Origin of the sequence: Aeromicrobium alkaliterrae (genome assembly GCF_039529015.1) — a bacterium.
Lineage (GTDB): Bacteria > Actinomycetota > Actinomycetes > Propionibacteriales > Nocardioidaceae > Aeromicrobium > Aeromicrobium alkaliterrae.
The window spans coordinates 133,428-159,155 of record NZ_BAAAME010000010.1 but is presented as its reverse complement, the minus strand read 5'-3'; the positions used below and the strand labels follow the sequence as shown (position 1 = coordinate 159,155).

Genomic DNA, 25,728 nt, shown 5'->3' with positions numbered 1-25,728 from the left:
GGGCGACCTGCCGATGGCGCGTCGCCAGCTGCTGAACCTGCGGGACCTGGCGGAAGGGGCGCTGAGGGCTCGCGTGGAACCGGAGGCGCTGGTGCTGGGCACGGCGAATCCGCGGGACAGGCGGCATGGACCACGAGCCGGGCGGCGCCCCCGAATCCGCCCGTCGCTGGTGCTGGGCACGGCGAATCGCCCCGGGGCACGGCAAATTTGCCGTGCCCGAGGGCGATCTGCCGTGCCGGCACGGCAATTCGCCGTCCATCTGCGATGCCGAACCCGCCGGTTCCGGTTCATGCCGCTTGTCGCCGGCCCCGGACGGCTCGCCCGCCGCCGCGCACCTCGGGGCGCGGCTGCGGCACGGCCCGCCGATAGGGTGGGGCGCATGGTTGACCTCGACATCGGAGCCGCGAAGCGCGGACGCCGGGCGTACTCCTTCGACGACATCGCGATCGTGCCGAGCCGGCGCACGCGTGACCCCGAGGAGGTCTCGACCGCGTGGCAGATCGACGCCTACCGCTTCGACCTGCCGGTGCTGGCCGCGCCGATGGACTCGGTCATGAGCCCGGCCACCGCGATCGCGCTGGGCCGCTTCGGTGGCCTCGGCGTGCTCGACCTGGAGGGCCTCTGGACGCGCTACGACGATCCCGAGCCGCTGCTCGCGGAGATCGCGAGCCTCGACCCGGTCGCCGCCAACGCGCGGATGCAGGAGATCTACGCCGAGCCGATCAAGCGTGAGCTCATCACCGCCCGGCTGAACGAGGTCCGCGAGGCCGGCGTCACGGTGGCGGGCGCGCTGTCGCCCCAGCGCACCAAGCAGTTCGCCGACGTCGTGGTCCAGGCCGGGGTCGACCTGTTCGTCATACGAGGCACGACGGTGTCGGCCGAGCACGTCTCGGGCCAGGCCGAGCCGCTCAACCTCAAGGAGTTCATCTACGAGCTCGACGTGCCGGTCATCGTCGGTGGGTGCGCCACCTACCAGGCCGCGCTCCACCTGATGCGCACCGGCGCCGCGGGCGTGCTCGTCGGCTTCGGCGGCGGCGCGGCGCACACGACGCGCTCGGTCCTCGGCATCTCGGTGCCGATGGCCTCGGCCGTCGCCGACGTCGCAGCAGCGCGTCGCGACTACCTCGACGAGTCGGGCGGCCGCTACGTGCACGTCATCGCCGACGGATCGATCGGTCGTAGCGGCGACATCGCCAAGGCCGTGGCCTGTGGTGCCGACGCGATCATGATCGGTTCGCCGCTGGCCCGCGCCCACGAGGCGCCGGGGCGTGGCTTCCACTGGGGTGCCGAGGCGTGGCACGCGGAGCTGCCCCGCGGCGAGCGCGTCGAGCTCGGCTCGATCGGCTCGCTCGAGTCGGTGCTGTTCGGCCCGTCGACCGTCCCCGACGGCACGATGAACCTGATCGGTGCGCTCAAGCGCGCCATGGCCACCACGGGCTACACCGAGCTCAAGGAGTTCCAGCGGGTCGAGGTCGTCGTCGGGTGACCCCCTTCGTCGTGACCGAGGTGGAGGTCGACGACCCGGTCGTGCTGCGCCTGCGCCAGGACATGGCCGCCGAGATGGCGACCCTCTACGGCCGGCCCCGACACGGCGTGCCCGCCGAGGGCATCGACCCCGACGCGGTCGTCGTGACGCTCCTGGTCAGCCAGGGCGACCTCCCGGTCGGCACCGGAGCGCTGCGTCGCCTCGGCTCCGACGTCGAGGCCAAGCGGATGTTCGTCGCCCCGGCCGGCCGAGGTCGCGGACTCGGGAGGGCCCTGCTGGAGGAGCTCGAGGACCGGGCACGCCGGGTCGGCGCGCCCCGGATGCTGCTGCACACGGGCCTGCGCCAGGAGGCGGCGATCGCGCTGTACCGCGACAGCGGGTACCAGGAGGTCCCGGTGTTCGAGCCGTACCTCGAGGTCCCCGAGTCCGTCTGCTTCGCCAAGGAGCTGTGATGCGGGTCGCCGTCGCCCAGGTCGGCTCGGTCGCCGGCGACGTCGAGGCCAACGTGCGCACGGCGGTGCGAGCCGTCGAGGACGCCGAAGGAGCCGAGCTCCTCGTGCTCCCCGAGCTCGTGCTGACCGGGTACGCGCTGCCGCCGCCGGTCATCGCGGCCGACGACGAGCGTCTCGCGCCGCTCCAGGCGGCGGCCGTGGCCGCCGGCACCGTCGTCCTCGCGGGCGCCGCGATCGCGGGGGAGGGGCGGCCGACGCTCAGCACGCTCGCGTTCGGCGGGTCCGACGTGCGGCGCGTCTACGACAAGCAGCACCTCTCGGGCGACGAGCAGCACCACTTCGTCGCCGGTGAGGCGGGCACGCTGCTCGACCTGACGTCGGGACCCGTGGGCCTGGCGACCTGCTACGACACCAGCTTTCCCGAGCACGGTCGCGCTGCGGCCGACGCGGGCGCGGTGCTCTACGCGGCCTCGATCGCCTTCTACGCCGGCAGCGAGCACCGCCGCGACCTCTACACGCGGGCCCGGGCGCTCGACAACGGCTTCTTCGTCGCGGTCGGCGCCCTGCTGGGCGAGTGCGGCGGGGCACGGTTCTGCGGCGGGGCCGCGATCCACGACCCCGAGGGCCGCACCGTCGCGGCCGTGCCCGAGGGGGAGGCGGGGGTGGCCGTCGCCGAGCTGGACCTGGATCTCGTCGTGACGACCAGGGGACTTCACCCCATGCTGGCGGAGCGACGTCCGCTGCCGGAGGTGCGACGATCGAGGGTGTGAGCCACCCGCACGTCCCCTCGTACGCGATGCCGTACCCGCCGCCGCAGGTGTCGCGGGCCACGCACCCGGTCGACATGGTGCTGTCGGTGTTCGGGTGGGTCGTCCTGGCGGCCGGAAGCGGCTTCCTCGCCCTGCTCTCGCCGGCATCGCTGCTGGCTGGCCTGGCGTGCGGCCCGAACCATGCCGAGCCCGCGATCTGCACCGACGCTGGTGGCTCGACCTACGCGCTGACGGTCGTGGGCGGTCTGATCGTGCTGTTCCTGGCCTGCACGGTCTCGCTGATCGGGCTGATCGTGGCCCTGGCGCGAGGCGGACGGGCCTGGCCCTGGGTGGTGGCCGGTCACGTCGTCGCCGCCTGCGCGACGCTCGTGTTCGTCGGAGTCGCGGTCGCCGTGACCTCCTGAGGCATCGCCGCAGGTCAGACGCGGTGCCGCAGGGTGGATCGAAGGAGTGATGGCACACGTCACATACCGGCGGTATGCTGGTCCTCATGTCGTCGACCACCACTGCACGCCCCGGTGTCTCCCCGTCGCTCTCCGAGGCCCCGGTCTCGGCGGCCCGGGTCGCCGCGCTCACCGGCCTGATCCGCTCCACGACGGGCGAGTCCCGCACGACCCGCACGCCCTTCACCGACCAGGCCCTGGCCGAGGTCCCGGTCTCGAGCCTGGACGACGTCGACGCCGCGTTCGACGCCGCACGCGTGGCGCAGGTCCGCTGGGCCGGCACCGCGGTCCGCGACCGCGCCTCGATGCTGATCCGCCTGCACGACCTCGTGCTCGCGCACCAGGGCGAGCTCATGGACTTGATCCAGCTCGAGTCGGGCAAGACCCGCAAGCACGCGTACGACGAGGTCCTGCACCTCGCGCTGACGGCCCGCTACTACGGCCGCCGCCTGCGCCACCTGGCTGGCTCGAGCCGCAAGGTCGGCGTCTTCCCCCTCATCACCCAGGTGACGGTCCACCACGTCCCCAAGGGCGTCGTCGGCATCATCAGCCCCTGGAACTACCCGCTGACGATGGCCCTGGCCGACGGCATCCCGGCGATCGCGGCGGGCAACGTCGTGGTCCAGAAGCCCGACAGCCAGAGCCCGCTGACGGCCCTCGCCGCGCTCGAGCTGCTGCGCAAGGCCGGTGCGCCCACCGACGTCTGGCAGATGGTCAGCGGCGCCGGCTCGGTCGTCGGCACCGCGATCGTGCAGCAGGCCGACTACATCTGCTTCACCGGCTCGACCGCGACGGGTACCGGCATCGCCAAGCTGGCCGCCGAGCGCCTCGTGGGCTACTCGCTCGAGCTCGGCGGCAAGAACCCGATGATCGTCCTGCCCGGCGCCGACGTCGAAAAGGCGGCCGAGGGTGCCGTGGGGGCCTGCTTCTCGTCAGCCGGCCAGCTCTGCGTCTCGATCGAGCGTCTCTACGTGCACGACTCGCTGTACGACGACTTCCGCGACGCGTTCGTGCGCCGTGTCTCCTCGATGAGCCTCGGCGCCTCGCTCGACTGGGACGTCGACATGGGATCGCTCGTCTCGGCCAGTCAGCTCGAGACCGTCACCAAGCACGTCGACGACGCGGTCGCGAACGGGGCCACGGTCGTGACCGGCGGCCGCGCGCGCCCCGATCTCGGGCCGTACTTCTTCGAGCCGACCGTCCTCGAGGACGTGACCCCGGCCGCGGAGTGCTTCGCCGAGGAGACCTTCGGACCGCTCGTCTCGCTGTACCGCTACGGCAGCGTCGAGGAGGCCGTCGAGCTCGCCAACGCGGGCGAGTACGGCCTCAACGCCTCGCTCTTCGGCCCGGTGCCGCTCGCCAAGCGCCTCGCACCGCGCATCAAGGCCGGCACGGTCAACATCAACGAGGGCTTCGCGGCCACCTTCGGCAGCGTCGACGCCCCGATGGGCGGCATGCGCACCTCGGGCACGGGCCGCCGCCAGGGCGACGAGGGCTTCTACCGCTACACCGAGACGCAGTCGGTCGGCGTGCAGCGCCTCGTGCCCGTCGCGGGACCTGCGGCGATCCCTGCCAAGCCGTACGCTGCCGTCCTGACGTTCCTGCTCCGCGTCCTGCGACGCACCACGGTCCGTCGGTGAGGAGAGGAACCTGCCATGACTGACAACAACGACTTCGACTACGACGTCATCGTGATCGGCTCCGGCTTCGGCGGCAGCGTCTCGGCGCTGCGCCTGACCGAGAAGGGCTACAAGGTCGCGGTGCTCGAGGCCGGCAAGCGGTTCGAGGACAAGGACTTCGCGAAGAACTCGTGGCGCCTGCGCAAGTTCCTCTGGATGCCCCAGATCGGGTGCTACGGCATCCAGCGCATCGACAAGCTCAAGGACGTCCTGATCCTCTCGGGTGCCGGGGTCGGCGGCGGTTCGCTGGTCTACGCCAACACCCTCTACGAGCCCCTCGACCCGTTCTACAAGGACGCGGCCTGGGGCCACATCACCGACTGGCGGGCCGAGCTCGCGCCGTACTACAACCAGGCCAAGCGCATGCTCGGCGTGAGCATCTACCCGTACGAGACCGAGGCCGACCGGCTCATCAAGCAGGTCGCGACCGAGATGGGCGTCGAGGGCACGTTCCACCACACGCCCGTGGGCGTGCTGTTCGGCGACGAGCAGGGCGCGGAGGTGCCCGACCCGTACTTCGGCGGGGCCGGTCCGTCCCGCCGCAACTGCATCAACTGCGGCGAGTGCATGACGGGGTGCCGGCACAACGCCAAGAACACGCTGGTCAAGAACTACCTCCACCTGGCCGAGACGAACGGCGCCGAGGTGCACCCGCTGACGACCGTCACGGCCGTGCGCCCGCTGCCGGGCGGCGGGTACGAGGTCGAGACCCGCCGCACCAACAAGCGCTTCCGTCGTCACCAGAAGCTGCGCGCCGGGCAGGTCGTCCTCGCGGCCAGCACGATGGGCACGCAGAAGCTGCTGCACAAGATGCGCGACACGGGCGACCTGCCCCACGTCTCGCCGCGCCTCGGCCTGCTGACCCGGACGAACTCCGAGGCGCTCCTCGGCGCGATCTCCGACGGCAAGGACATCGACTACAGCGAGGGCGTCGCGATCACGTCGTCGTTCCACCCGAACGAGTACACGCACGTCGAGCCCGTCCGCTACGGCAAGGGCTCCAACGCGATGTCGCTGATGCAGACCGTGCTGACCGACGGCAGCGGGCCCAAGGCGCGCTGGCGCGTGTGGCTGCGCGAGATGTGGGTCCAGAAGCGCAACCTGTTCAAGCTGTACGACCTGCGCCACTGGTCGGAGCGCACGGTCATCGCGCTCGTGATGCAGACCCACGACAACTCGATCACGACGTACACCAAGCGGGGCCTGTTCGGCCGCCGGCTCACGTCGCGCCAGGGGCACGGTGCCCCCAACCCGGCGTTCATCCCCGAGGGGCACGAGGCGGTGCAGCGCATGGCGTCGCACATGCCCGGCACCCCCGGTGGCACGATCGGCGAGCCGTTCAACGTGCCGCTCACGGCCCACTTCATGGGTGGCGCGTGCATCGGCGACAGCTCCGAGACCGGCGTGATCGACCCGTTCCACCGCCTCTACGGCCACGCGGGCCTGCACGTCGTCGACGGCTCCGCCATCACGGCCAACCTCGGCGTCAACCCCTCGCTCACGATCACGGCCCAGGCCGAGCGGGCGATGTCGTTCTGGCCCAACAAGGGCGAGACCGACACGCGCCCTGACGTCACCGAGGCGTACCGCCGCATCGAGCCGGTCGCTCCGAAGAGCCCCGTCGTCCCCGACGACGCTCCGGCCGCGCTGCGCCTGCCCATCGTCAGCTAATCCACCAGATTTGCGCGCTTGTTCGGCCGATTCGACCTGATTCGGCCGAACAACTGCGCAGATCTGGTGGAGGCGGCGGATCAGGCCAGTGCAAGAGAGGCGTGGGGCTCGCTCCCGCAGGCGGGTCGGGAGGACCGGCCTGCGGGAGCGAACGTCACGCGAGTGCTGCTCCTGGAAAGCACAGAACCCGGTCGGGAGGGAGAAAGTGACCGGGTTCTGTTGTGCCACGAGGAGCGGGCACGGTGGATCTGACGGGAGGGAGAAAGTGTCAGATCCACTCGTATCAACGACGCCCCACACGGGGGGTTACGTGGCGACGGAGAAAGTTTTTCGGCCGCTAGGATCACTTGGGTGACGGACGCCCCCAGCACCCCCGCCGATTCCACCCCCGAGGCCGCGGCCGAGGCCCAGCACGACACCGTCCTGGTGGTCGACTTCGGCGCCCAGTACGCGCAGCTGATCGCCCGCCGGGTCCGCGAGGCACGCATCTTCTCGGAGATCGTGCCCTCGACGATGTCGGCCGAGGAGATCCTGGCCAAGAAGCCTGCCGCCGTGATCCTCTCCGGCGGCCCGTCGTCGGTGTACGCGCCGGGCGCACCGCAGCTCGACAGCGGCGTGCTCGACGGCTCGGTCCCGGTGTTCGGCATCTGCTACGGGTTCCAGGCGATGGCCGCGGCCCTCGGCGGCACGGTCGCCCGCACCGGCCTGTCGGAGTTCGGCCGCACCGACGTCTCCGTCGTGTCCGGCGGCGTCCTGCTCGACGGCGTCCCGCCGACGCACCGCATCTGGATGAGCCACGGCGACGCCGTCACGCAGGCCCCCGAGGGGTTCTCCGTGCTCGCCAGCACCGGCGGCGCCCCCGTCGCGGCCTTCGAGGACACCGACCGCCGGTTCGCCGGCGTGCAGTGGCACCCCGAGGTCCTGCACAGCGAGCACGGCCAGGAGGTGCTCGAGCGCTTCCTCGTCGACATCGCCGGCTGCCGCCAGTCCTGGACCAGCGCCAACATCGTCGAGGAGCAGGTCGCCCTGATCCGCGAGCAGGTCGGCGACGCCCGCGTCATCTCCGCGCTGTCGGGCGGCGTCGACTCGGCGGTCTCCACGGCGCTCGTCCAGCGCGCGATCGGCGACCAGCTCACCGCGGTCTTCGTCGACCACGGCCTCCTGCGCAAGGGTGAGGCCGAGCAGGTCGAGAACGACTACGTCGCCGCGACGGGCGTCGACCTCAAGGTCGTCGACGCGGCCGAGCAGTTCCTGGGTCACCTCGCCGGGGTCACCGACCCCGAGGAGAAGCGCAAGATCATCGGGCGCGAGTTCATCCGCACCTTCGAGGCCGCCGAGCGCGAGATCCTCAGCACGCCGGGCGCGCCCGTCAAGTGGCTCGTGCAGGGCACGCTCTACCCCGACGTCGTCGAGTCGGGCGGCGGCGAGGGCGCGGCCAACATCAAGAGCCACCACAACGTGGGCGGCCTGCCCGAGGACCTCGAGTTCGGCCTGATCGAGCCGCTGCGCGCGCTGTTCAAGGACGAGGTCCGTGAGGTCGGTCGCCAGCTCGGCATCCCCGAGGCGATCGTCGGCCGCCACCCGTTCCCCGGCCCGGGCCTCGCGATCCGCATCGTCGGCGCGGTCGACGCCGACCGGCTGCGCATCCTGCGCGACGCCGACGCGATCGTCCGCGAGGAGACCACGGCCGCGGGCCTCGACTCCGACATCTGGCAGTTCCCCGTCGTGCTGCTGGCCGACGTCCGCTCGGTCGGCGTGCAGGGCGACGGCCGCACGTACGGCCACCCGATCGTGCTGCGCCCCGTCTCGAGCGAGGACGCCATGACGGCCGACTGGAGCCGCCTGCCGTACGAGCTGCTCGAGCGCATCTCGACCCGCATCACCAACGAGGTGCGCGAGGTCAACCGCGTCGTGCTCGACGTCACGAGCAAGCCGCCGGGAACCATCGAGTGGGAGTGAGCACCCCGTCGTGACGACCGACGTCGCCGTCGCCGCGCCCAGCGAGGCCGCAGCCGACGCCGGTGAGCAGATCGCGCGCGCCGGCGGCAACGCGGTCGACGCGGCGGTCGCGGCCGCCCTCGTGACGATGGTCAACGAGGTCGGCATCGTCTCGCCCAGCTCGGGCGGCTTCGTGACGGTGCAGCCGGGCGACGGGTCCGCGCCGCAGACCGTCGACGGCTGGATGGACATGCCGGGCCGTGCCGCCCCGGCCGAGGCGTTGCGCACGGGCACCTGGGACGTCGACACGGCCTACGGGGGCGGTGTCACGGTGACGGTCGGTCCAGGATCGGTCGCGACGCACGGCTCGATCGCCGCGCTGGGGGAGGCCCAGGGGCGCTGGGGCCGGCTCCCGTGGGCCGAGCTCGTGCAGCCCGCGATCGACGTCGCGCGGTCGGGCTTTCGGCTCAGCGCCGCCTCCCGCTACTACCTGGAGTACGTCCACGCCTCGATCTTCGGCTGGGACCCCGCGAGCCACGCCGTCGTGCACGACCCGGACGGCGAGATCACGACCGCGCCGATCGTGGTGCCCGACCTGGCCGCCTCGCTTGAGGTCGTGGCCATGGAGGGCCCCCGCGCGATGCACGAGGGCGACCTCGCCCGGGCGATCAGCGCCGACGTGCTCGACCGCGGAGGCATCCTCGGCCCTGACGACCTGGCGGCCTACCGCCCGGTGGTGCGCCCCGCGCTGGTCGCGCGCCTCGGCGACTGGACGTTCGGCACGAACCCGCCGCCGGCCGTCGGGGGTGTGTGCGTCGCGGCGATGCTGCGCCTGCTCGACGGCCACCCGCGCGCCCCGCTGGCGGAGCTGCGGTGGAGCGAGGCCGACGTCGCCCACCTGGTCCGCGTCCAGCGGGCGGTGCTGTCCGCGCGGCTCGACCGTCTCGAGGTCACCGACGACCTGGCGGCCGAGGCGGCGCTGCTGCTCGCCGAGGTCGACGCGCGCGGCATCGCGGCCCTCGAGTCGGGCTCCACGGCCCACGTCTCGGCCACCGGATCCGACGGCACGGCGTGCGCCGTCACGGTCTCCTCGGGCTACAGCTCCGGCATGATCGCCGCCGGGACCGGCATCTACCTCAACAACTGCCTCGGCGAGCAGGAGCTCAACCCGCGCGGTCTGCACGGGCTGGCACCCGGAACCCGCCTGCTCTCCAACATGGCGCCCACCGTGGGCCGTCACACCGACGGCACGACGCTCGCGATCGGCTCACCGGGCGCCGACCGCATCACGACCGCGATCGTCCAGGCGCTGGCCGGCTTCGTGAACGGCGGGCTGGGCCTCCAGGCCGCGGTCAACCACCCGAGGGTGCACGTGCACCGGGCCGGGCGACCCACCGAGGAGGTCAAGGTCGAGACCGAGCCCTCGATGTACTTCGGCGGCGTCGCCGCGACCCTGCGTCGACCCGACGGCCACCTCGTGGCCGCCGCCGACCCGCGCCGTGACGGTGCGGTGCGCCTCGTGCACCACGACCGCTAGGCCCGGCTCAGGCGCGGGCGATGCTGTGGAAGTGCCAGTTCGGCGTGATCGAGTTGTACCGGCAGGTCTGGTAGACCCGCACGTAGGAGTTGTTGTACGCCGGTGAGTTCTGCGCCTTGAGGCACTCGGCCTTCGTGGCGAAGCTGTGCAGCCGCGGCTGCGGCGGGTTCGCCGAGGCCGACGAGGAGAAACCGACGGTCAGGCTCGAGGCCAGGGCGGCGGCACCGAGGAGGGACAGGACGCGGGTCCGAGATCTGTTCATGCCCCGACGATAGGAACGGCGCGGCGACTCCGCGATGGGGAGAGATCCCCCGGCGCGGCCGAGCCCGATGGCAGGATGAAGGGCGTGGAACGGCCACTCGTCAGCGAGCCGCTGGTCATCGCGCACCGAGGGGTGCCGACCTACCGCCTGGAGCACTCGCGGGCCTCGTACGAGCTGGCGATCGCGTGGGGCGCGGACTTCATCGAGCCCGACGTGGTCTGCACCTCCGACGGGCACCTGGTCGTGCGGCACGAGAACGAGATCGCCGAGACGACCGACGTGGCCGACCGCCCTGAATTCGCTGCCCGCAAGACGACCAGGTTCGTCGACGGCATCCCGCGCACCGGTTGGTTCACCGAGGACTTCACCCTGGCCGAGCTCCGCACGCTGCGGGGCCAGGAGCGCCTGCCGCAGCTGCGACCGCAGAACATCGACCTGGCCGGCACGGAGCCGGTGCTGACGTTCGAGGAGGTCCTCGACATCGCCGCGGCGGCCGACCGTCGGGTCGGGGTGTACGTCGAGACCAAGCACCCGGGCTACTTCGCGGGCCTCGGCCTCGACCTGGACGACCGGCTGATCGAGGCCCTCGACCGGCGCGACCTCAACCGGCCCGGCGCCGACGTCCCCGTGATCATCCAGTCCTTCGAGACCGGGAACCTCCGGCGGCTGCGACCGCGGACCCCTTTGCCGCTGATCCAGCTGATCGACCGGCAGGGCGCGCCGTGGGACTTCATCGAGGCGAAGGACCCGCGCACCTACGCCGACCTCACGACCCCGGAGGCCCTGGCCGAGATCGCGACCTATGCCGACGGGATCGGGCCGAACAAGAGCCTGGTGGTCGCGCGTGACGCCGGGCACCGCCTGGTCGGCGAGACCGGGCTCGTGGCCGCGGCCCACGCGGTGGGCCTGCAGGTGCACATCTGGACGATGCGCGACGAGAACAACTTCCTGCCCGTCGACTTCAAGCTCAGCGACGACAAGGCCGCCCGCGGCGACGCGCTGGGGGAGTACCGGGTCTTCCTGGAGGCGGGTGTCGACGGCTTCTTCGCCGACGACACCCGCACGGCCCGCGAGGCCCTCAGGAGGTTCGGCGGAAGGTGAGCGCGAGGCCGCCGATCCCCAGCACGATCAGAGCGACGGGCGAGGCGGCGAGCATCGTCCTCGGGGCGACGAGGTCGGCCGAGACGACCGCCCCGGCCACCGCCAGGAGGAGGAACAGGGCTCCGGCGAGGAAGCTCCACGGGTTGAAGGGGTGCTGGTTCATGCTCGCTCCACGTCGATCTGTCCGAAGGTGTGGTCGATCTCGATCGTCAGCGCGGGACGTTCGTCGCTGACGACGTCGAGGCTGGCGTCCTGGCCGGACGTCTCCTCGCCCAGGATGCGGATCTGGCCGCCGGAGATCCGGGCCTCGACCGTGACGGCGAGGTCGGCCGGCAGGATCACGTGGACCTGACCGAGGCCGCCGTCGATCACGATCGTGCGACCGAGCAGGTCCTCGGGGTTGCTGACCTCGGTGAGGTCGAGCCGCAGCTGCCCGGCTCCCAGCTCGTACTCCGAGGCGACGGTGCTCGCGGTGGTGGGGGTGCGCCGGACGTCGCCGAGGGGCCCGTCCGGAACCGCTCCGACGGCGAGCAGCACGACGGACAGGACCAGGCCGATCGGCACGAGGGCGATGCTGCGGCCCCAGCGGGCGCCGACCAGGAGGCCGGCCCCGACGATCCCCAGCGCGACGGCCGGATAGACCTGTGGCGGCAGGTCGACGTCCGTGCCGGCGTGGACCGTGGCGAGCGCGCCGAGCGCGATCAGCACGACCGACATCGTCGCGAGAAAGAGCGTCGGCGGGGTGCGGGTCTTGACGGGGGCGGGCTGCCAGCCGCCGGGGCCGGCGGGCGCCGGCGGGGGCGGTGGCTCGTCGGCGCCGTCGTGGTCGTCGTGGGCCGTGAGCGGCTCGCCGTCGAGCTCGGACGTCGGCTCGTCGTCGGCGACCTCGTCGTCGCGTCCGGCCGCGGTATCCGCGTCGTCGACGGCGGGCTCACGGACGTCCGGCGCGCTCGGCGGCGGCGCGGCCGAGGAGGACGTCGAGGAGAACGTCGTGGGGGGCGGCGGGCCCGCGGGCGGCGGCGGGGTCGGCCACGCAGCGGCCGGGGGACGGCCCTCGCGGCGCTGACGCGGCAGCACCACGACCAGCCAGTAGACGAACAGGATCGGGACCGCGATCCACAGCGTGAACAACGGGGTCGAGACGCCCCACCACCAGCCGGTGTCGCCGACGATCGAGGCCAGCGCGAGCGCGGCACCGACGGCGAGCACGACGGTGCGTGCCTGCGGCTCGTTCTGCTCGAGCCGGAACCAGTCGGCCATGACGCTGGGTCGACCGTCGTCCGGCGGCAGGGCCAGCCAGGCGGCCGCGTAGAGGATGACGCCCGCGAGCCCGGCGAAGCTCAGTGCGACGAACACGATGCGCACGATGATCGGGTCGATGCCGAGCTGGCGGCCGAGGCCGGCCGCGACGCCCGCGACCAGGCGGCCGTCGGTGGAGCGCCGCGTCGAGACGACCGACCGGAACCGCTCGCGGTCCGGGCCGGTGTCACCGGCGTGCGGGGCACCCGGCGGCGGTGGTGGGGTGGTGGTCTGGTTCATGTCTCCATCGTGGTCGTGCGATCGTCCCCGGACCATCGGGTGCGACCCTGGTCCGACCCTGAGATGACCCGGGGTCCGGCCCGGTGGTTCCCTCATGGTGCCGCGTCCGGCGACGTGTGACGATCAGGGGGTGACGACTCCGCCCTCCCCGCGACCCGCACCGCCCGTGCGCCGCGCGTACCGACCTGCCGGTCGTCGGCTGGTCTCCGGGGTGAGTGCCGGCGTGGCGGAGCACCTCGGGGTCGACACGCTGTGGGTCCGGCTGGCCTTCACGGTCACGGCCGTGTTCAACGGCATGGGCATCGTGGCCTACCTGCTGCTCTGGCGCTTCCTGCCGCTCGCCGACGACGAGGCCAGCCCGGGTCTCGAGGCCGCTGCGCGACGGGGGATGCGCCCGGGTCGGACCACGAGCTGGGTCGACCACACCCGGGCGGTCGCGATCCTGGCGCTCGGCGCCGGCGTCGCCCTCGCCCTGCAGATCTCGGGCCAGGGCATCGCCTGGGGCTGGCTCGTGCCGCTGACGGTCGGCGGTGCGGGCCTGGCCGTGATGTGGCGGGGCCTCGACGACGTCGGCCGGGTCTCGCGCCTGCGCTGGTGGTCGATCGGTCGCGTCGTGGTGGGCATCGGGCTCGTCGCGGCGGCCGCGGCCTACGCCGTCACGGTCGAGGGCGGGTGGGCCGCGGCGGCCGACGCCGGGGTCGCGATCGCTGTGGCCGTCGTCGGGCTCGCGCTCGTCGCCGGACCCTGGGTCGCCTCGCTGGTGGCCGACCTCGGGGCCGAGCGCCGCGAGCGGGTGCGGTCGCAGGAGCGCGCCGACGTCGCGGCCCACCTGCACGACTCGGTCCTGCAGACCCTCTCGCTGCTGCAGAAGTACGCCGACGACCCCGCCACGGTCTCCACGGTCGCGCGCCGCCAGGAGCGCGAGCTGCGGGCGTGGCTCTACGGCGCCGACGAGCTCGCCGACTCGACGCTGGCCGCCGCGATCCGCGCCGCGGCCGACGAGGTCGAGGACCACCACCGGGTGGCGGTCGAGCTCGTCGTCGTCGGCGACACCCCGGTCGACGCCGACGTGGCCGCTGTCGTGCGGGCGGCGCGCGAGGCGATGGTCAACGCGGCGAAGCACGCCGGTGTCGACCGCGTCGACGTCTTCGCCGAGGCGACGCCGCGGGTCGTGGAGGTCTTCGTCCGCGACCGAGGGACCGGCTTCGACCCCGCCACGGTCGACCCCGACCGGATGGGGCTCAGCGGCTCGATCGTCGACCGCATGCGGCGCCACGGCGGACGGGCCGAGGTGAGGTCCTCACCCGGCTCCGGCACCGAGGTGCAGCTCGTGCTGCCCCGCTCCGAGCACCAGACCACGGCCCCCGAGGCCAGCGACCCCAGGAGTGACCATGACCGTGTCTGAAGCCGCGCCCGGCGGCCCCCTGCGGGTCGTCCTCGTCGACGACCACGCGATGTTCCGCACCGGGGTGCGGGCCGAGATCGTGACCGCGGTCGACGTCGTGGGCGAGGCCGGCGACGTCGACGCCGCGGTCGACGTGATCGTCGCGACCCGACCCGACGTCGTGCTGCTCGACGTGCACCTCCCGGGGGGCGGTGGCCCGGAGGTGCTGCGGCGGCTCTCCACCCAGGCGCCGGAGGTGCGGTGCCTGGCGCTCTCGGTCAGTGACGCGGCCGAGGACGTCATCGGCGTGATCCGTGCCGGGGCCCGCGGCTACGTCACCAAGACGATCTCGGGGGAGGAGCTGGTCGACGCGATCGGCCGGGTCGCCGCGGGTGACGCGGTGTTCAGCCCCCGTCTCGCCGGGTTCGTGCTGGACGCGTTCGCGGGCCACGTCGAGGTGGCCCAGGTCGACTCCGACCTCGACCGCCTGACCGAGCGCGAGCGCGAGGTCATGCGCCTCATCGCCCGCGGGTACGCGTACAAGGAGGTGGCGAAGGAGCTGTTCATCTCGCCGAAGACGGTCGAGACCCACGTGTCCAGCGTGCTGCGCAAGCTCCAGCTCTCGAGCCGGCACGAGCTGACGCGCTGGGCGAGCGACCGCCGCCTGATCTGACACCGCGTCCCGAGGTTCGGTACGCGACGTCAGCGGGTGTCGCCGCGTCTCGATAGAATCGCCCCGGTCGCCCTCGCGGGCGGCCGCGACGGTCCCGCCCACCGCGGGACAGGAACGGGGGCTCCACGATGCTCAGGCGCGCAGTCGCGACGGCAGCGTCGCTCGTCGTCGTGCTCTCGGGCCTGACGGCCTGCGGCGGGGGCGACGAGCCCGATCCCGAGCCGTCGCCCACGGCGGCCTTCGACCCCGAGGCCCTCGATCTCGGACGCATCGAGCCCACCGGCACCGACCTCTCCACGGCCCTGACCGGCACCAGCTCGCGCCTGGTCGCGGCCTACACGCTGGCGGCCAACCTCGTGCTGCCGCAGGACCTCCGCTCCGACCTGACCAAGTACGGCATCGAGAGCGGCACCCTGGTCGACCCGAACGACTACGAGTACATGCTCGGCGACGCCGCCCCGGCCATGGCCGGCGCCGAGACCGGGTACCTGACGCGACGGACCGACCAGGACGCCGACGCCTGGATCACGACCTCGATCGTGCAGTTCCCCGACGAGGCCGCCGCGCAGAACGCGGTGCAGACCGCCGCCGCCAGCATGGCCGCGCCCGACGTCGAGTTCGGCGTCGACCTCGTGGTGGAGCCGTACCCCGCGGACGAGGCGGCCGTCACGCTCGTCACGAACACGCCGGACGTCGCGAACCAGATCTACGTCCTGCGGGCCTACGGCTCGTTCCTGACCTACGCATGGGTCTACGACATCAACGGCACGATGGACGACGTGCGCGAGCACGCCGACGAGTTCCTGGCCGACCAGGAGGTCGCGCTCGAGGACGCCGAGCGCGTCACGATCTCGGAGGCACCGCGCCTGCGCGACCTCGACCCCACGGGCATCTGGGGCCTCACGCTGGCGCCCGACGCGCGCGGCTCCCTGAGCGAGACCGCCTACACCGCCGGCAGCCACGCCGCCGAGACCCGTCAGATCAACGTCGACGGCGTCTCGCGGGCGTTCACCAAGGCCGGTGTCTCCCGCGTGGCCTCCAACCTCACCTCGATCTACGTCGCCGAGAACGCCGAAGGGGCGAAGAGCCTCGTCGAGGCGTTCCTCGAGCAGGCCACGGGGCTCGGCATGGTCGAGGCCGAGTCGCCCCAGGGCCTCGACGAGGCGTCGTGCCTGGCGAACGAGGACGAGGAGAACCCCGACCTCACGTTCTGGCCCGCGTTCCTGTGCTTCTACCCGTACGGCGCCTACCTGCTCGAGAGCAGCGGCGTCTCCCTCGAGGAGGCCCAGCAGCGACTCAGCGCGCAGGCGGTCCTGGTCTACGAGGCGCAGCGCGACCAGAAGCGCTCCTCGGGCTGACCTCGTCGTTCACGCGCGCGTCATGCCACCGGACTAGCCTGGAGGCATGAAGCAGCCGCACCTGATCGTCCTGTTCGGTGCCACCGGTGACCTGGCCCGACGCAAGCTGCTGCCGGGGCTCATGCACCTGGTGGAGTCTCACCTCGTCGGCGACGCCCGCATCCTCGGTGTCTCGACCCACGACTACAGCGACGAGGAGTTCCGCGAGTTCGCGCTGCAGGCGTGCAAGGAGTTCAGCACGCGCCCCGTCCGCACCGACGTCTGGGAGAGCTTCGCGCAGAAGCTGTCGTTCATCTCGCTCGGTCAGGGCGCGGAGGCGCTCGAGCAGAAGGCGGCCGGGCTCGAGGCGCAGCTCGGCGAGGACGCCCGCCGCCTGCACTACCTCAGCGTCCCGCCCAAGGCGGCGCTCGACGTCGTGCACCTGATCGACGAGGCCCACCTGGTCGAGCGGTCGCGCATCGTGATGGAGAAGCCGTTCGGCACCGACGTCACCAGCGCCCGCAGCCTCAACGCCGCGATCCACGAGGTCTTCGACGAGGAGCAGATCTTCCGCATCGACCACTTCCTCGGCAAGGAGTCGGCGCTCAACATCCTGGCCTTCCGGTTCGCCAACGGCCTGTTCGAGCCGATCTGGAACCGCAACTTCATCGACCACGTCGAGATCGACATCCCCGAGACGCTCTCGGTCGAGGGCAGGGCCGGGTTCTACGAGGGCACGGGCGCGTTCAAGGACATGGTCGTGACGCACCTGTTCCAGGTGCTGGCGTTCATGGCGATGGAGCCGCCCACCTCGCTCGACTCCGACTCGATCAGCGAGGAGAAGAACAAGGTATTCCGCTCGATGAAGCCCCTCGTGGCCGAGGAGGTCGTGCGCGGCCAGTACGAGGGGTACCGCGAGGAGGAGGGCGTCGATCCGGACTCCCAGACCGAGACCTTCGTCGCGCTCAAGGCCGAGATCGACAACTGGCGCTGGGCCGGCGTGCCGTTCTACCTGCGCACCGGCAAGCGCATGGCCGAAGGGGCGCGCATCATCTCGATCGCGTTCAACGAGCCGCCGAAGTCGATGTTCCCGGAGGGCTCCGGCGTGGGGCGCTCGGGGCCCGACCACCTGACGTTCGACCTGGCCGACGCCTCGCGGATGTCGCTGTCGTTCTACGGCAAGCGTCCGGGCCCGGGCATGACCCTCGACAAGCTCTCGATGCAGTTCGCGATGCAGGAGACCGGGCGCTCGGGCGACGTGCTCGAGGCCTACGAGCGGCTCATCCACGACGCGATGCTGGGCGAGCGCACGCTGTTCACGACGGCCGAGGGCATCGAGCGGCTCTGGGAGGTCAGCCAGCCGCTGCTCGACGACCCGCCGCCGGTGCAGTCGTACCCGCAGGGCTCCTGGGGCCCGGAGGCCGCCCTCGAGCTGGTCGCCCCCCGCCGCTGGCGCCTCCCCTTCGAGCGCCGCTGGCGCGGCTGACCCCTCGCGAGTGGATTCCCGCCCCGTCGCGAGTGGATTCCCGCCCTGTCAGGAGTGGATTCCCGCCCCGCGGCGAGTGAGTTTCCGCCCTTGTGGTGTCAGGCGTAAGCCGGCGCGAACTCCGAGGTCGGCTCGGTCGGCGTGATGACGTCCAGCAGGACGCCGTCCGGGGCGGCCACGATGACGTGCCGCTGACCGAAGTCCTCGTCGCGCAGCGGCAGGATCGGGTCGATCCCCAGCTCAACGAGGCGAGCGTGCACGGCGTCGACGTCGCCGACCTCGAGATTCACGATGACACCCTGGGGCAGCGCTCGGTAGCCCTCCGGCACGGTCGGATGGTCGTGCGCGACGAGGCCCAGCTCGAAGGCACCGAGCCGCAGGCTGACGTACCAGTCCGAGTCGTAGGTCGTCGTGAAGCCCAAGGCCTCGCGGTAGAAGTCTGCTGCGGCGCCGACGTCGGCCGACATCAACACGGGGTAGAAGGCGGTGGTGGTCATGAGAATCCCCTTTACGTACGATGTGTATGTATCGAGATCCACGATACATACACTGAGTATGTAAAACCAGTCCGACGAGAGGACCGACGATGCCCCGTGCCACTGCGGCCGCCGCAGCGCTCACTGCGGCCCAGGTGCTGGATGCCGCCACCGACGCGTTCGCCGAGCGTGGATTTCCGGCCGTGTCCCTCGACGACGTCGCTCAGTCGGCCGGAGTGACGCGAGGCGCGATTTACCACCACTTCAGCAACAAGGCAGGCCTGTTCGGGGCTGTTGCCGCACGCCTGCAGGCCGAGGTGGCCTCGGCAGTCGTCGCGAGCGCCGAGCGGGCAGGTGGCGACCCCGCGGTGCAGCTGCGGGCTGGTTGTCACGCCTTCCTCGACGCGATCACTGCCGCGCCGGCTCGGCGTTTGCTGCTCGTCGATGCCCCCGCGGTCATGGGGTGGACCCAGTGGCGACAGCTCGACGCCAAGAGCTCCGGAGTTCACCTGCGCGAGGCGCTGGCAGATGCCGGCGTCGAGATCGACCGGTTGGAGGCGACCGCTGCGCTGCTCTCCGGCGCGATGAACGAAGCGGCGCTCTGGATCGCAGAGCAGCCGTCCGTTGACGGTCCGCGTGAGCAGGCCCACGACGTCCTAGACCGGCTGATCGACGCGCAGCTCCGCTGACAGGGCGGGAATCCACTCGCCGCGGGGCGGGAATCCACTCGTCGCGGGGCGGGAACTCACTCGTCGCGGGGCGGGAACTCACTCGCGGCAGGGCGGGAACTCACTCCTCGCGGGGCGGGAATTCACTCGCGAGGGGTCGTCCAGGAGTCGTCGACGAGGCGGATGGCTTCCTCGCGGGAGAGGCCGGATCGGCGGGCGACCTCGACGTAGGCCGCGGCAGCCTCGACCGCGGCGGGGTCGGACAGGTGCGGCGAGGCGATGAAGGTGCCACGGCGTCCGTGCGTCTCGATCACGCCGTCGGCCTCCAGCTCGCGGTAGGCCCGCGCGACCGTGTTCGCGGCCAGCCCCAGGTCGGCGGCCAGCTGGCGCACCGGCGGCAGCTTGTGGCCGGGCGGCAGGCTGCCGCCGGCCGCTCCCGCGGCGACCTGGCGCCGCACCTGCTCGTACGGCGGCTCCGCGCTGGAGGGGTCGACCACGAGCGGGGTCACGGGATCCACGGCGGGCCTCCGGTCGGGTCGAGGGGTGTCCCGCACTGTAGCGAGACCCGGCACGCACGGCGGCGCGGGAGCGTCGGTCCGGCCGACTAGGCTGGGACGACGATGACGCTGCCGTTCCCCGTGCCCGAAGCCCGTTCCGCCCCGACCTCTCGTGACCGTCGGCGGCCCCGGTCGGAGACCCTGCTGGAGGGGCTCAACGACCCGCAGCGCGCTGCCGTCGGACACGAGCCGGGTCAGCTCCTCGTCGTCGCCGGCGCCGGCTCGGGCAAGACGCGGGTCCTGACCCGCCGCATCGCCTGGCTCATGGCCGCCCGCGGTGCCCCGCCCGGCTCCATCCTGGCGATCACGTTCACCAACAAGGCCGCCGCCGAGATGCGCGAGCGCGTCGCCGACGACGTCGGGGGAGCGGCCCGCGCGATGTGGGTCTCCACGTTCCACTCCGCGTGCGTGCGCATCCTGCGCCGTGAGGCCACCACGCTGGGCTTCACGTCGTCCTTCACGGTCTACGACGCGACCGACGCCAAGCGGCTCGTCACGCTGGTGTGCCGCGACATGCAGCTCGACCCCAAGCGGGTCCCGCCGCGCACGGTCCTCAACTGGATCTCGAACCACAAGAACGAGCTCGTCGACCACGAGACCGCCCGCAGCCAGGCGTCCACGCCCACCGAGGAGACGTTCGCCGAGATCTACGGCGAGTACCAGCGTCGCCTCGCGGCCGCCAACGCGATGGACTTCGACGACCTGATCATGCACACGGTGCACCTGTTCCAGGCGTTCCCGGCCATCGCCGAGAGCTACCGCCGGCGCTTCCGGCACGTCCTGGTCGACGAGTACCAGGACACCAACCACGCGCAGTACCAGCTGATCCGCGAGCTCAGCGACGAGCACACCGACCTGATGGTCGTGGGCGACTCCGACCAGTCGATCTACGCCTTTCGTGGGGCCACGATCCGCAACATCCTGGAGTTCGAGAAGGACTTCCCGAACGCCGAGACGATCGTGCTCGAGCAGAACTACCGCTCCACGCAGACGATCCTGTCGGCCGCCAACGCCGTCATCAGCCGCAACGAGAACCGTCCGGCCAAGAACCTCTGGTCCGCGGCGGGCGAGGGCGAGCAGATCGTGGGCTACGTCGGCGACGACGAGCGCGACGAGGCGCAGTTCATCGCCGACGAGATCGACACCCTCACCGACGACGGCGTCGTCACCCCGGCCGGCGTCGCGGTGTTCTACCGCACCAACGCGCAGAGCCGGGTGTTCGAGGAGGTCTTCATCCGCGTCGGCATGCCCTACAAGGTCATCGGCGGCGTGCGCTTCTACGAGCGCAAGGAGGTCCGCGACGCGCTGGCGTACCTGCGGGCCATCTCCAACGAGCGCGACACGGTCTCGCTGCGGCGCATCATCAACGAGCCCAAGCGCGGCATCGGCGACCGGGCCGAGGCCGCCCTCGAGAGCTTCGCGGCCCGCGAGCGCACCAGCATCGCCGACGCGATGCGCCGCGTCGACGAGGTCAACGAGCTCGCCACGCGCTCGGCCAACGCGGTCCGCGAGTTCGCGACGGTCATGGACGAGCTGCGCGAGATGGCGTCCGGGGGCGCGCCCGCCGACCAGGTCCTCGAGGCCGCCCTGACCCGTTCGGGCTACCTCTCCGGGCTCGAGGCCAGCGACGATCCCCAGGACGAGACCCGGGTCGAGAACCTCGCCGAGCTCGTGGCCGTCGCGCGCGAGTTCGTCACCGGCGCCGCCACGATCGACGACGACGCCCCCGACGTCGACCCCGACGACGTCCTGCCCTTCGAGCCCGGCTCGCTCGACGCCTTCCTCGAGCGGGTGGCGCTGGTCGCCGACGCCGACTCGCTGCCGGAGGAGGGCGACGGCGTCGTGACCCTCATGACCCTCCACACGGCCAAGGGCCTGGAGTTCCCCGTCGTGTTCCTGACCGGCATGGAGGACGGGATCTTCCCGCACATGCGGTCGATCGGCGACGCCGACGAGCTCGCGGAGGAGCGGCGCCTCGCCTACGTCGGCGTCACCCGCGCGCGCGAGCGCCTCTACCTGACCCGCGCCACGAGCCGCTCGGCCTGGGGCGCACCCGCCTACAACCCGGCCTCCCGGTTCCTCGACGAGGTCCCGGCCGAGCTCGTCGACTGGCGGCGCGAGGCACCGGAGCCCACGTCCTGGACGCCGTCCACGCCGTCGGCCACGACCCGCCGCAGCGAGACCTTCACGTCGCGCTCGGTCTCCCGCTCGGCCGACATGACCGGCGTGCCGTCGCTCGAGCCGGGCGACCGGGTCACCCACGACACCTTCGGCCTCGGCACTGTCGTCGCGCTCGACGGCAGCGGTCAGAACATGCAGGCCTCGGTCGACTTCGGCTCGGCCGGGGTCAAGCGGCTGATCCTGCGGTACGCGAAGCTCGAGAAGCTGTAGGGCTCTGCTCCCGCGGGCCCGGGGGGAGCGGTGCTGCCCATGGCGGTGCGCCAGGAGTCGTTCGGCATGGACCGCGACGGTGCGCGCGGCTCGAGGTGATGCATTCGGGCTGCGCTGGCTACCGGAAAGCATCATCGCCGGTCAGGCGACCGGGCGCGGAGGTCGACCGCTGCTGGTCCATGCCGCTCGTCCGGTGCTGACGCGTGCCGTCAGGTGGCCGTCTACGGGTAGACGTTGTGGTCGTGGAAGTACGGCTCGGGGTCGACGGACTTGCCGCCTCCCGGCTTGACCTCCACGTGCAGGTGCGGCCCGGTCGAGCGGCCCGTCGAACCCGTGTAGCCGATCGTCTCGCCGGCCGTCACGTGCTGGCCGACCGTGACCGTCTGGCGGCTCTGGTGGCAGTACATGAGGACGATGTCCTCGGCGTCGAGCTTGACCTGCGTCATGTTGCCGCAGTTGCCCGAGTAGCTCGCGGCGATGACGGTGCCCGAGGCGATCGAGGAGATCGTCGAGCCGCTGGGGCCGGCGAAGTCGAGACCCGAGTGGCCCTTGCCCCAGAGCGAGTTGGTGACGCCGTAGCGGCCCGTGATCCGGTAGCCCGTGACGGGCAGGACCCACTGATTGGCCTTGAGCTCGTCGGCCTTGGCCTGCGTCGCGGCCTGCAGGTCCTGCTGCGACTGGAGCAGCTGTGCGGCCTGCGCGTCGGTCTGCTCGGCGAGCAGCTCGCGGTCGAAGTCGCGGCTCACGTCGAAACCACCGTTGGAGACGTCGGCGGAGAGTGCCTGGTAGTCGCCACCCAGCGTGCCCGAGTCGGAGCGGCTGCTGATGACGGCGGAGCCGAGCCCGGCCATGACCAGGGCGACGGCGCCGACCATCGCCATCGAGGGCCGGAACGAACGGCGCGCACGACGAGGAGCTGCTCGGCGGCTCGAGGCCGCCGGGTCCGACGCGCGAACGCTGGACTGGTGACGGACGTCGAGCCGGCGCTTCGGTGCGGGGGAACTCACGCACAACCTCCGACTGATGGACGACACAAACCTCGACGAGGATAGCCGACAGGATGAGATCGTCACAGCCGATCGGATGATCTCCTTCACGTTACCCCCTGCACCAGGCGGCACAAGGGCCCCAGGATGTGCGGGGTCTCACGCTGTGGGACGGTCGTCGCGCCAGTGCCCGCCGGCACGCCTGAGAGGATGACGAGGTGACCGAGCCGACCCCGCCCGCCGCGGCTCCTCGCCGTGTCGTCGTGGCCGGCCTGGGCGACACCGACGAGCTGCCCCTGGTGCGCCGCGCCCGCGTCCTCCGCGACGACGGGGTCGAGGTGATCTGGGTCGGCAGCGGGCTGCAGGCCGAGCAGGTCGCCGCGGTGGCCGTGGCGGAGGACGCCGACGCGGTCGAGGTCGCGCCGACCACGGGCGCGCCGGAGGTCGAGCGCGCGCTCGCGCAGCGCGAGGCCGCCGACATCGACGTCGTCCCGGTGAGGGTGACCTGACTCACGGGTAACCCACCCGGGTTCGCTCTGGAATCCCGGCGCGGTTAGAGTCGCCTCGGCCTTCGGCGGACCTGTCGTCGCGCCCATTTCACTCGTCAACACCACAGGACGGTCATCACCGTGGATCTGATGGAATACCAGGCGAAGGAACTCTTCGCCAAGCATGGCGTAGCGACGACGCTCGGCGTCGTCGTCCAGACGGCCGAGGAGGCCAAGGCGGCTGCCGAGCAGCTCGGCGGCGTCACGGTCATCAAGGCGCAGGTCAAGGCCGGCGGCCGCGGCAAGGCGGGCGGTGTCAAGATCGCGAAGACGCCCGACGAGGCGTTCGAGCACGCGACCAACATCCTGGCCCTGACGATCAAGGACCTGCCGGTCAACCGCGTGCTGGTCACCCCGGCGACGCCCCCGCTCGAGGAGTACTACTTCTCCTTCCTGCTGGACCGGTCGAACCGCAGCTACCTCTGCATCGCGAGCGTCGAGGGTGGTGTGGAGATCGAGGAGGTCGCCAAGACCAACCCCGACGCGGTCCGCCAGATCCCGATCGACGCCGGTACCGGTGTCGACGAGGCCAAGGCGCGCGCGATCGTCGAGGAGGCCAAGTTCCCGGCCGAGCTCGCCGATCAGGCGGTCACGCTGATCCAGGCCCTCTGGAAGGTCTTCGTCGAGGAGGACGCGACGCTCGTCGAGGTCAACCCCCTGGCGCGCCTCGAGGGCGACAAGCTGGAGGCGCTCGACGGCAAGGTGTCGCTCGACGACAACGCGTCGGAGTTCCGTCACCCGCACCACGAGGACTTCGTGATCCACGAGGAGGCCGACCCGCTCGAGGCGAAGGCCAAGGAGAAGGGCCTCAACTACGTCAAGCTCGACGGCGAGGTCGGCATCATCGGCAACGGCGCGGGTCTCGTCATGAGCACCCTCGACGTCGTCGCCTACGCCGGCGAGAAGCACGGCGGCGTCAAGCCCGCCAACTTCCTCGACATCGGCGGCGGAGCCTCGGCGGAGGTCATGGCCAACGGCCTCGACGTCATCCTGGGCGATCCGCAGGTCAAGAGCGTCTTCGTGAACGTCTTCGGCGGCATCACCTCCTGCGACGCGGTCGCGAACGGCATCAAGGGTGCTCTCGAGCTCCTCGGTGACGACGCCACCAAGCCGCTGGTCGTGCGTCTCGACGGCAACAACGTCGACGAGGGTCGCGCGATCCTGGACGAGCTGAACCACCCGCTCGTGACCCAGGTGGACACGATGGACGGAGCGGCCGACAAGGCCGCCGAGCTGGCGAACGGCTGAAGGGGCCTTTAGACATGTCGATCTTCCTGACCAAGGACTCCAAGGTCATCGTCCAGGGCATCACCGGCGGTGAGGGCTCGAAGCACACCGCCCGCATGCTGGCTGCCGGCACGCAGGTCGTGGGCGGCGTCAACGCCCGCAAGGCCGGCACGACCGTGTCCCACACCGACGCCGACGGCAACGCCGTCGAGCTCCCGGTCTTCGGCTCGGTCTCCGAGGCCATCGAGAAGACGGGCGCCGACGTCTCCGTAGCGTTCGTCCCGCCGGCGTTCACCAAGGACGCCGTCATCGAGGCCATCGACGCCGAGATCGGTCTGCTCGTCATCATCACCGAGGGCGTTCCCGTCCAGGACTCGGCCGAGTTCTGGGCCTACGCCCAGGGCAAGAAGACGCAGATCATCGGCCCGAACTGCCCCGGCATCATCACGCCGGGCGAGGCGCTCGCGGGCATCACGCCGGCGAACATCGCCGGCAAGGGTCCGATCGGTCTCGTCTCGAAGTCGGGCACGCTGACCTACCAGATGATGTTCGAGCTGCGTGACTTCGGCTTCTCGACGGCCATCGGCATCGGTGGTGACCCGATCGTGGGCACCACCCACATCGACGCCCTCGAGGCGTTCGAGGCCGACCCCGAGACCAAGGCCATCGTCATGATCGGCGAGATCGGTGGCGACGCCGAGGAGAAGGCTGCGGCCTACATCCAGGCGAATGTCACCAAGCCGGTCGTCGGCTACGTGGCCGGCTTCACCGCTCCCGAGGGCAAGACGATGGGCCACGCCGGCGCCATCGTGTCCGACGGCGCGGGCACCGCGCAGGGCAAGAAGGAGGCCCTCGAGGCCGCCGGGGTCAAGGTCGGCAAGACGCCGTCCGAGACCGCCGCTCTGATGCGGGAGATCCTGCAGGGTCTCTGAGCCTCACGCACCACCGCCACGGGCGGTCATCGACTCCGGTCGGTGACCGCCCGTTGCCCGTTCGGGGGCCTTCGCGTGGTGGCGGTGCCCCCTTCGAGGCTCCTTCGTCGCACCTCAGGGGGCGGGAACCTTCCGCCCCCTGAGGTGCGAGCGAGGCACGAGCGAGCCTCGAAGGGGGCACTCCG

General features: G+C 71.6%; 24 protein-coding genes. 18 read left to right on the top strand and 6 right to left on the bottom strand.

What is annotated here, in order from left to right; genetic code table 11:
- The first annotated feature begins 379 nt into the window (after nucleotides 1-379).
- From ABD127_RS17975 to ABD127_RS17940, 8 genes are all read left to right on the top strand, one after another.
- Nucleotides 380-1,486 carry a GuaB3 family IMP dehydrogenase-related protein gene (locus tag ABD127_RS17975; protein ID WP_344204254.1) on the top strand — a complete coding sequence of 369 codons (1,107 nt, stop codon included), beginning with the start codon at nucleotides 380-382 and terminating at the stop codon, nucleotides 1,484-1,486.
- Entirely contained in the window at nucleotides 1,483-1,938 is a 456-nt protein-coding gene (locus tag ABD127_RS17970; RefSeq protein ID WP_344204012.1) for a GNAT family N-acetyltransferase, read from the top strand. The genes ABD127_RS17975 and ABD127_RS17970 overlap by 4 nt, the downstream gene beginning before the upstream one ends.
- Nucleotides 1,938-2,708, top strand: coding sequence for a carbon-nitrogen hydrolase family protein (locus tag ABD127_RS17965; protein ID WP_344204010.1), 771 nt, complete (start codon nucleotides 1,938-1,940; stop codon nucleotides 2,706-2,708). The genes ABD127_RS17970 and ABD127_RS17965 overlap by 1 nt, the downstream gene beginning before the upstream one ends.
- A complete protein-coding gene (locus ABD127_RS17960) occupies nucleotides 2,705-3,112 on the top strand; it encodes a hypothetical protein (RefSeq protein ID WP_344204009.1) in 408 nt (135 codons plus the stop codon). Before ABD127_RS17965 ends, ABD127_RS17960 begins: the two co-directional genes overlap by 4 nt.
- A gap of 86 nt (nucleotides 3,113-3,198) precedes the next feature.
- Entirely contained in the window at nucleotides 3,199-4,791 is a 1,593-nt protein-coding gene (locus tag ABD127_RS17955; protein WP_344204008.1) for a succinic semialdehyde dehydrogenase, read from the top strand.
- A 15-nt stretch (nucleotides 4,792-4,806) separates the two neighbouring features.
- The gene (locus ABD127_RS17950; protein WP_344204007.1) at nucleotides 4,807-6,501 is read left to right on the top strand and encodes a GMC oxidoreductase; all 1,695 of its coding nucleotides are present in this window, start codon (nucleotides 4,807-4,809) and stop codon (nucleotides 6,499-6,501) included.
- 351 nt (nucleotides 6,502-6,852) lie between these two features.
- Nucleotides 6,853-8,460, top strand: a complete 1,608-nt coding sequence (gene guaA, locus ABD127_RS17945) for a glutamine-hydrolyzing GMP synthase (protein WP_344204006.1) — start codon at nucleotides 6,853-6,855, stop codon at nucleotides 8,458-8,460.
- A 10-nt stretch (nucleotides 8,461-8,470) separates the two neighbouring features.
- Entirely contained in the window at nucleotides 8,471-9,976 is a 1,506-nt protein-coding gene (locus ABD127_RS17940) for a gamma-glutamyltransferase (RefSeq protein ID WP_344204004.1), read from the top strand.
- Between the two features lie 7 nt (nucleotides 9,977-9,983).
- On the opposite strand, the gene ABD127_RS17935 is transcribed toward ABD127_RS17940, so the two are convergent.
- Nucleotides 9,984-10,238 carry a hypothetical protein gene (locus tag ABD127_RS17935; protein ID WP_344204003.1) on the bottom strand — a complete coding sequence of 85 codons (255 nt, stop codon included), beginning with the start codon at nucleotides 10,236-10,238 and terminating at the stop codon, nucleotides 9,984-9,986.
- 75 nt (nucleotides 10,239-10,313) lie between these two features.
- Between ABD127_RS17935 and ABD127_RS17930 the strand changes: the two genes are divergently transcribed.
- A complete protein-coding gene (locus ABD127_RS17930; protein ID WP_425545840.1) occupies nucleotides 10,314-11,339 on the top strand; it encodes a glycerophosphodiester phosphodiesterase in 1,026 nt (341 codons plus the stop codon).
- Here the strand turns inward: ABD127_RS17930 and ABD127_RS17925 are convergent.
- Nucleotides 11,317-11,502, bottom strand: a complete 186-nt coding sequence (locus tag ABD127_RS17925) for a hypothetical protein (RefSeq protein WP_344204001.1) — start codon at nucleotides 11,500-11,502, stop codon at nucleotides 11,317-11,319. The genes ABD127_RS17930 and ABD127_RS17925 overlap by 23 nt on opposite strands.
- Nucleotides 11,499-12,878, bottom strand: a complete 1,380-nt coding sequence (locus ABD127_RS17920; RefSeq protein WP_344203999.1) for a PspC domain-containing protein — start codon at nucleotides 12,876-12,878, stop codon at nucleotides 11,499-11,501. Before ABD127_RS17920 ends, ABD127_RS17925 begins: the two co-directional genes overlap by 4 nt.
- 130 nt (nucleotides 12,879-13,008) lie before the next feature.
- On the opposite strand from ABD127_RS17920, the gene ABD127_RS17915 reads away from it, so the two are divergent.
- The 4 genes from ABD127_RS17915 (at nucleotide 13,009) to zwf (ending at nucleotide 17,758) form a co-directional block, all read left to right on the top strand.
- Complete coding sequence (locus ABD127_RS17915; RefSeq protein WP_344203997.1) at nucleotides 13,009-14,283, top strand: ATP-binding protein; 1,275 nt, start codon at nucleotides 13,009-13,011, stop codon at nucleotides 14,281-14,283.
- On the top strand, nucleotides 14,270-14,935 hold the full coding sequence (locus tag ABD127_RS17910; RefSeq protein WP_344203995.1) for a response regulator: 666 nt from the start codon (nucleotides 14,270-14,272) through the stop codon (nucleotides 14,933-14,935). The genes ABD127_RS17915 and ABD127_RS17910 overlap by 14 nt, the downstream gene beginning before the upstream one ends.
- 128 nt (nucleotides 14,936-15,063) lie before the next feature.
- Nucleotides 15,064-16,293, top strand: coding sequence for a DUF7373 family lipoprotein (locus ABD127_RS17905; RefSeq protein ID WP_344203994.1), 1,230 nt, complete (start codon nucleotides 15,064-15,066; stop codon nucleotides 16,291-16,293).
- 46 nt (nucleotides 16,294-16,339) lie between these two features.
- Entirely contained in the window at nucleotides 16,340-17,758 is a 1,419-nt protein-coding gene (gene zwf / locus ABD127_RS17900; RefSeq protein WP_344203993.1) for a glucose-6-phosphate dehydrogenase, read from the top strand.
- 98 nt (nucleotides 17,759-17,856) lie between these two features.
- On the opposite strand, the gene ABD127_RS17895 is transcribed toward zwf, so the two are convergent.
- A complete protein-coding gene (locus ABD127_RS17895) occupies nucleotides 17,857-18,255 on the bottom strand; it encodes a VOC family protein (RefSeq protein WP_344203992.1) in 399 nt (132 codons plus the stop codon).
- 89 nt (nucleotides 18,256-18,344) lie between these two features.
- Between ABD127_RS17895 and ABD127_RS17890 the strand changes: the two genes are divergently transcribed.
- Nucleotides 18,345-18,923, top strand: coding sequence for a TetR family transcriptional regulator (locus ABD127_RS17890; RefSeq protein ID WP_344203991.1), 579 nt, complete (start codon nucleotides 18,345-18,347; stop codon nucleotides 18,921-18,923).
- Nucleotides 18,924-19,045: 122 nt separating this feature from the next.
- Here ABD127_RS17890 and ABD127_RS17885 read toward each other — a convergent pair whose 3' ends face one another.
- Nucleotides 19,046-19,420: a GntR family transcriptional regulator gene (locus tag ABD127_RS17885; protein ID WP_344203990.1), complete on the bottom strand. Its 375-nt coding sequence runs from the start codon at nucleotides 19,418-19,420 to the stop codon at nucleotides 19,046-19,048.
- Nucleotides 19,421-19,522: 102 nt separating this feature from the next.
- On the opposite strand from ABD127_RS17885, the gene pcrA reads away from it, so the two are divergent.
- Complete coding sequence (pcrA, locus tag ABD127_RS17880) at nucleotides 19,523-21,850, top strand: DNA helicase PcrA (protein WP_344203989.1); 2,328 nt, start codon at nucleotides 19,523-19,525, stop codon at nucleotides 21,848-21,850.
- Between the two features lie 221 nt (nucleotides 21,851-22,071).
- Here pcrA and ABD127_RS17875 read toward each other — a convergent pair whose 3' ends face one another.
- Nucleotides 22,072-22,857, bottom strand: coding sequence for a M23 family metallopeptidase (locus tag ABD127_RS17875; protein WP_344203988.1), 786 nt, complete (start codon nucleotides 22,855-22,857; stop codon nucleotides 22,072-22,074).
- 197 nt (nucleotides 22,858-23,054) lie between these two features.
- Here ABD127_RS17875 and ABD127_RS17870 point away from each other — a divergent pair, with 197 nt between their 5' ends.
- The 3 genes from ABD127_RS17870 to sucD all read left to right on the top strand — a co-directional run bounded on the left by ABD127_RS17870 (nucleotide 23,055) and on the right by sucD (nucleotide 25,543).
- Nucleotides 23,055-23,345 carry a hypothetical protein gene (locus tag ABD127_RS17870; RefSeq protein WP_344203987.1) on the top strand — a complete coding sequence of 97 codons (291 nt, stop codon included), beginning with the start codon at nucleotides 23,055-23,057 and terminating at the stop codon, nucleotides 23,343-23,345.
- A gap of 120 nt (nucleotides 23,346-23,465) precedes the next feature.
- Complete coding sequence (sucC, locus tag ABD127_RS17865; protein WP_344203985.1) at nucleotides 23,466-24,632, top strand: ADP-forming succinate--CoA ligase subunit beta; 1,167 nt, start codon at nucleotides 23,466-23,468, stop codon at nucleotides 24,630-24,632.
- A 14-nt stretch (nucleotides 24,633-24,646) separates the two neighbouring features.
- Nucleotides 24,647-25,543: a succinate--CoA ligase subunit alpha gene (gene sucD / locus ABD127_RS17860; RefSeq protein WP_344203983.1), complete on the top strand. Its 897-nt coding sequence runs from the start codon at nucleotides 24,647-24,649 to the stop codon at nucleotides 25,541-25,543.
- Nucleotides 25,544-25,728 lie beyond the last annotated feature (185 nt).

What these genes read in the sequence shown, in the direction of transcription:
- ABD127_RS17930 (WP_425545840.1), top strand. Translation starts at nt 10,314, where the DNA reads ATGAAGGGCGTGGAACGGCCACTCGTCAGCGAGCCGCTGGTCATCGCG.
- zwf (WP_344203993.1), top strand. Translation starts at nt 16,340, where the DNA reads ATGAAGCAGCCGCACCTGATCGTCCTGTTCGGTGCCACCGGTGACCTG.
- ABD127_RS17950 (WP_344204007.1), top strand. Translation starts at nt 4,807, where the DNA reads ATGACTGACAACAACGACTTCGACTACGACGTCATCGTGATCGGCTCC.
- ABD127_RS17955 (WP_344204008.1), top strand. Translation starts at nt 3,199, where the DNA reads ATGTCGTCGACCACCACTGCACGCCCCGGTGTCTCCCCGTCGCTCTCC.
- ABD127_RS17935 (WP_344204003.1), bottom strand. Translation starts at nt 10,238, where the DNA reads ATGAACAGATCTCGGACCCGCGTCCTGTCCCTCCTCGGTGCCGCCGCC.
- sucD (WP_344203983.1), top strand. Translation starts at nt 24,647, where the DNA reads ATGTCGATCTTCCTGACCAAGGACTCCAAGGTCATCGTCCAGGGCATC.
- ABD127_RS17975 (WP_344204254.1), top strand. Translation starts at nt 380, where the DNA reads ATGGTTGACCTCGACATCGGAGCCGCGAAGCGCGGACGCCGGGCGTAC.
- ABD127_RS17920 (WP_344203999.1), bottom strand. Translation starts at nt 12,878, where the DNA reads ATGAACCAGACCACCACCCCACCACCGCCGCCGGGTGCCCCGCACGCC.
- ABD127_RS17890 (WP_344203991.1), top strand. Translation starts at nt 18,345, where the DNA reads ATGCCCCGTGCCACTGCGGCCGCCGCAGCGCTCACTGCGGCCCAGGTG.
- ABD127_RS17965 (WP_344204010.1), top strand. Translation starts at nt 1,938, where the DNA reads ATGCGGGTCGCCGTCGCCCAGGTCGGCTCGGTCGCCGGCGACGTCGAG.
- pcrA (WP_344203989.1), top strand. Translation starts at nt 19,523, where the DNA reads ATGACGCTGCCGTTCCCCGTGCCCGAAGCCCGTTCCGCCCCGACCTCT.
- ABD127_RS17925 (WP_344204001.1), bottom strand. Translation starts at nt 11,502, where the DNA reads ATGAACCAGCACCCCTTCAACCCGTGGAGCTTCCTCGCCGGAGCCCTG.
- ABD127_RS17905 (WP_344203994.1), top strand. Translation starts at nt 15,064, where the DNA reads ATGCTCAGGCGCGCAGTCGCGACGGCAGCGTCGCTCGTCGTCGTGCTC.
- ABD127_RS17895 (WP_344203992.1), bottom strand. Translation starts at nt 18,255, where the DNA reads ATGACCACCACCGCCTTCTACCCCGTGTTGATGTCGGCCGACGTCGGC.
- ABD127_RS17910 (WP_344203995.1), top strand. Translation starts at nt 14,270, where the DNA reads ATGACCGTGTCTGAAGCCGCGCCCGGCGGCCCCCTGCGGGTCGTCCTC.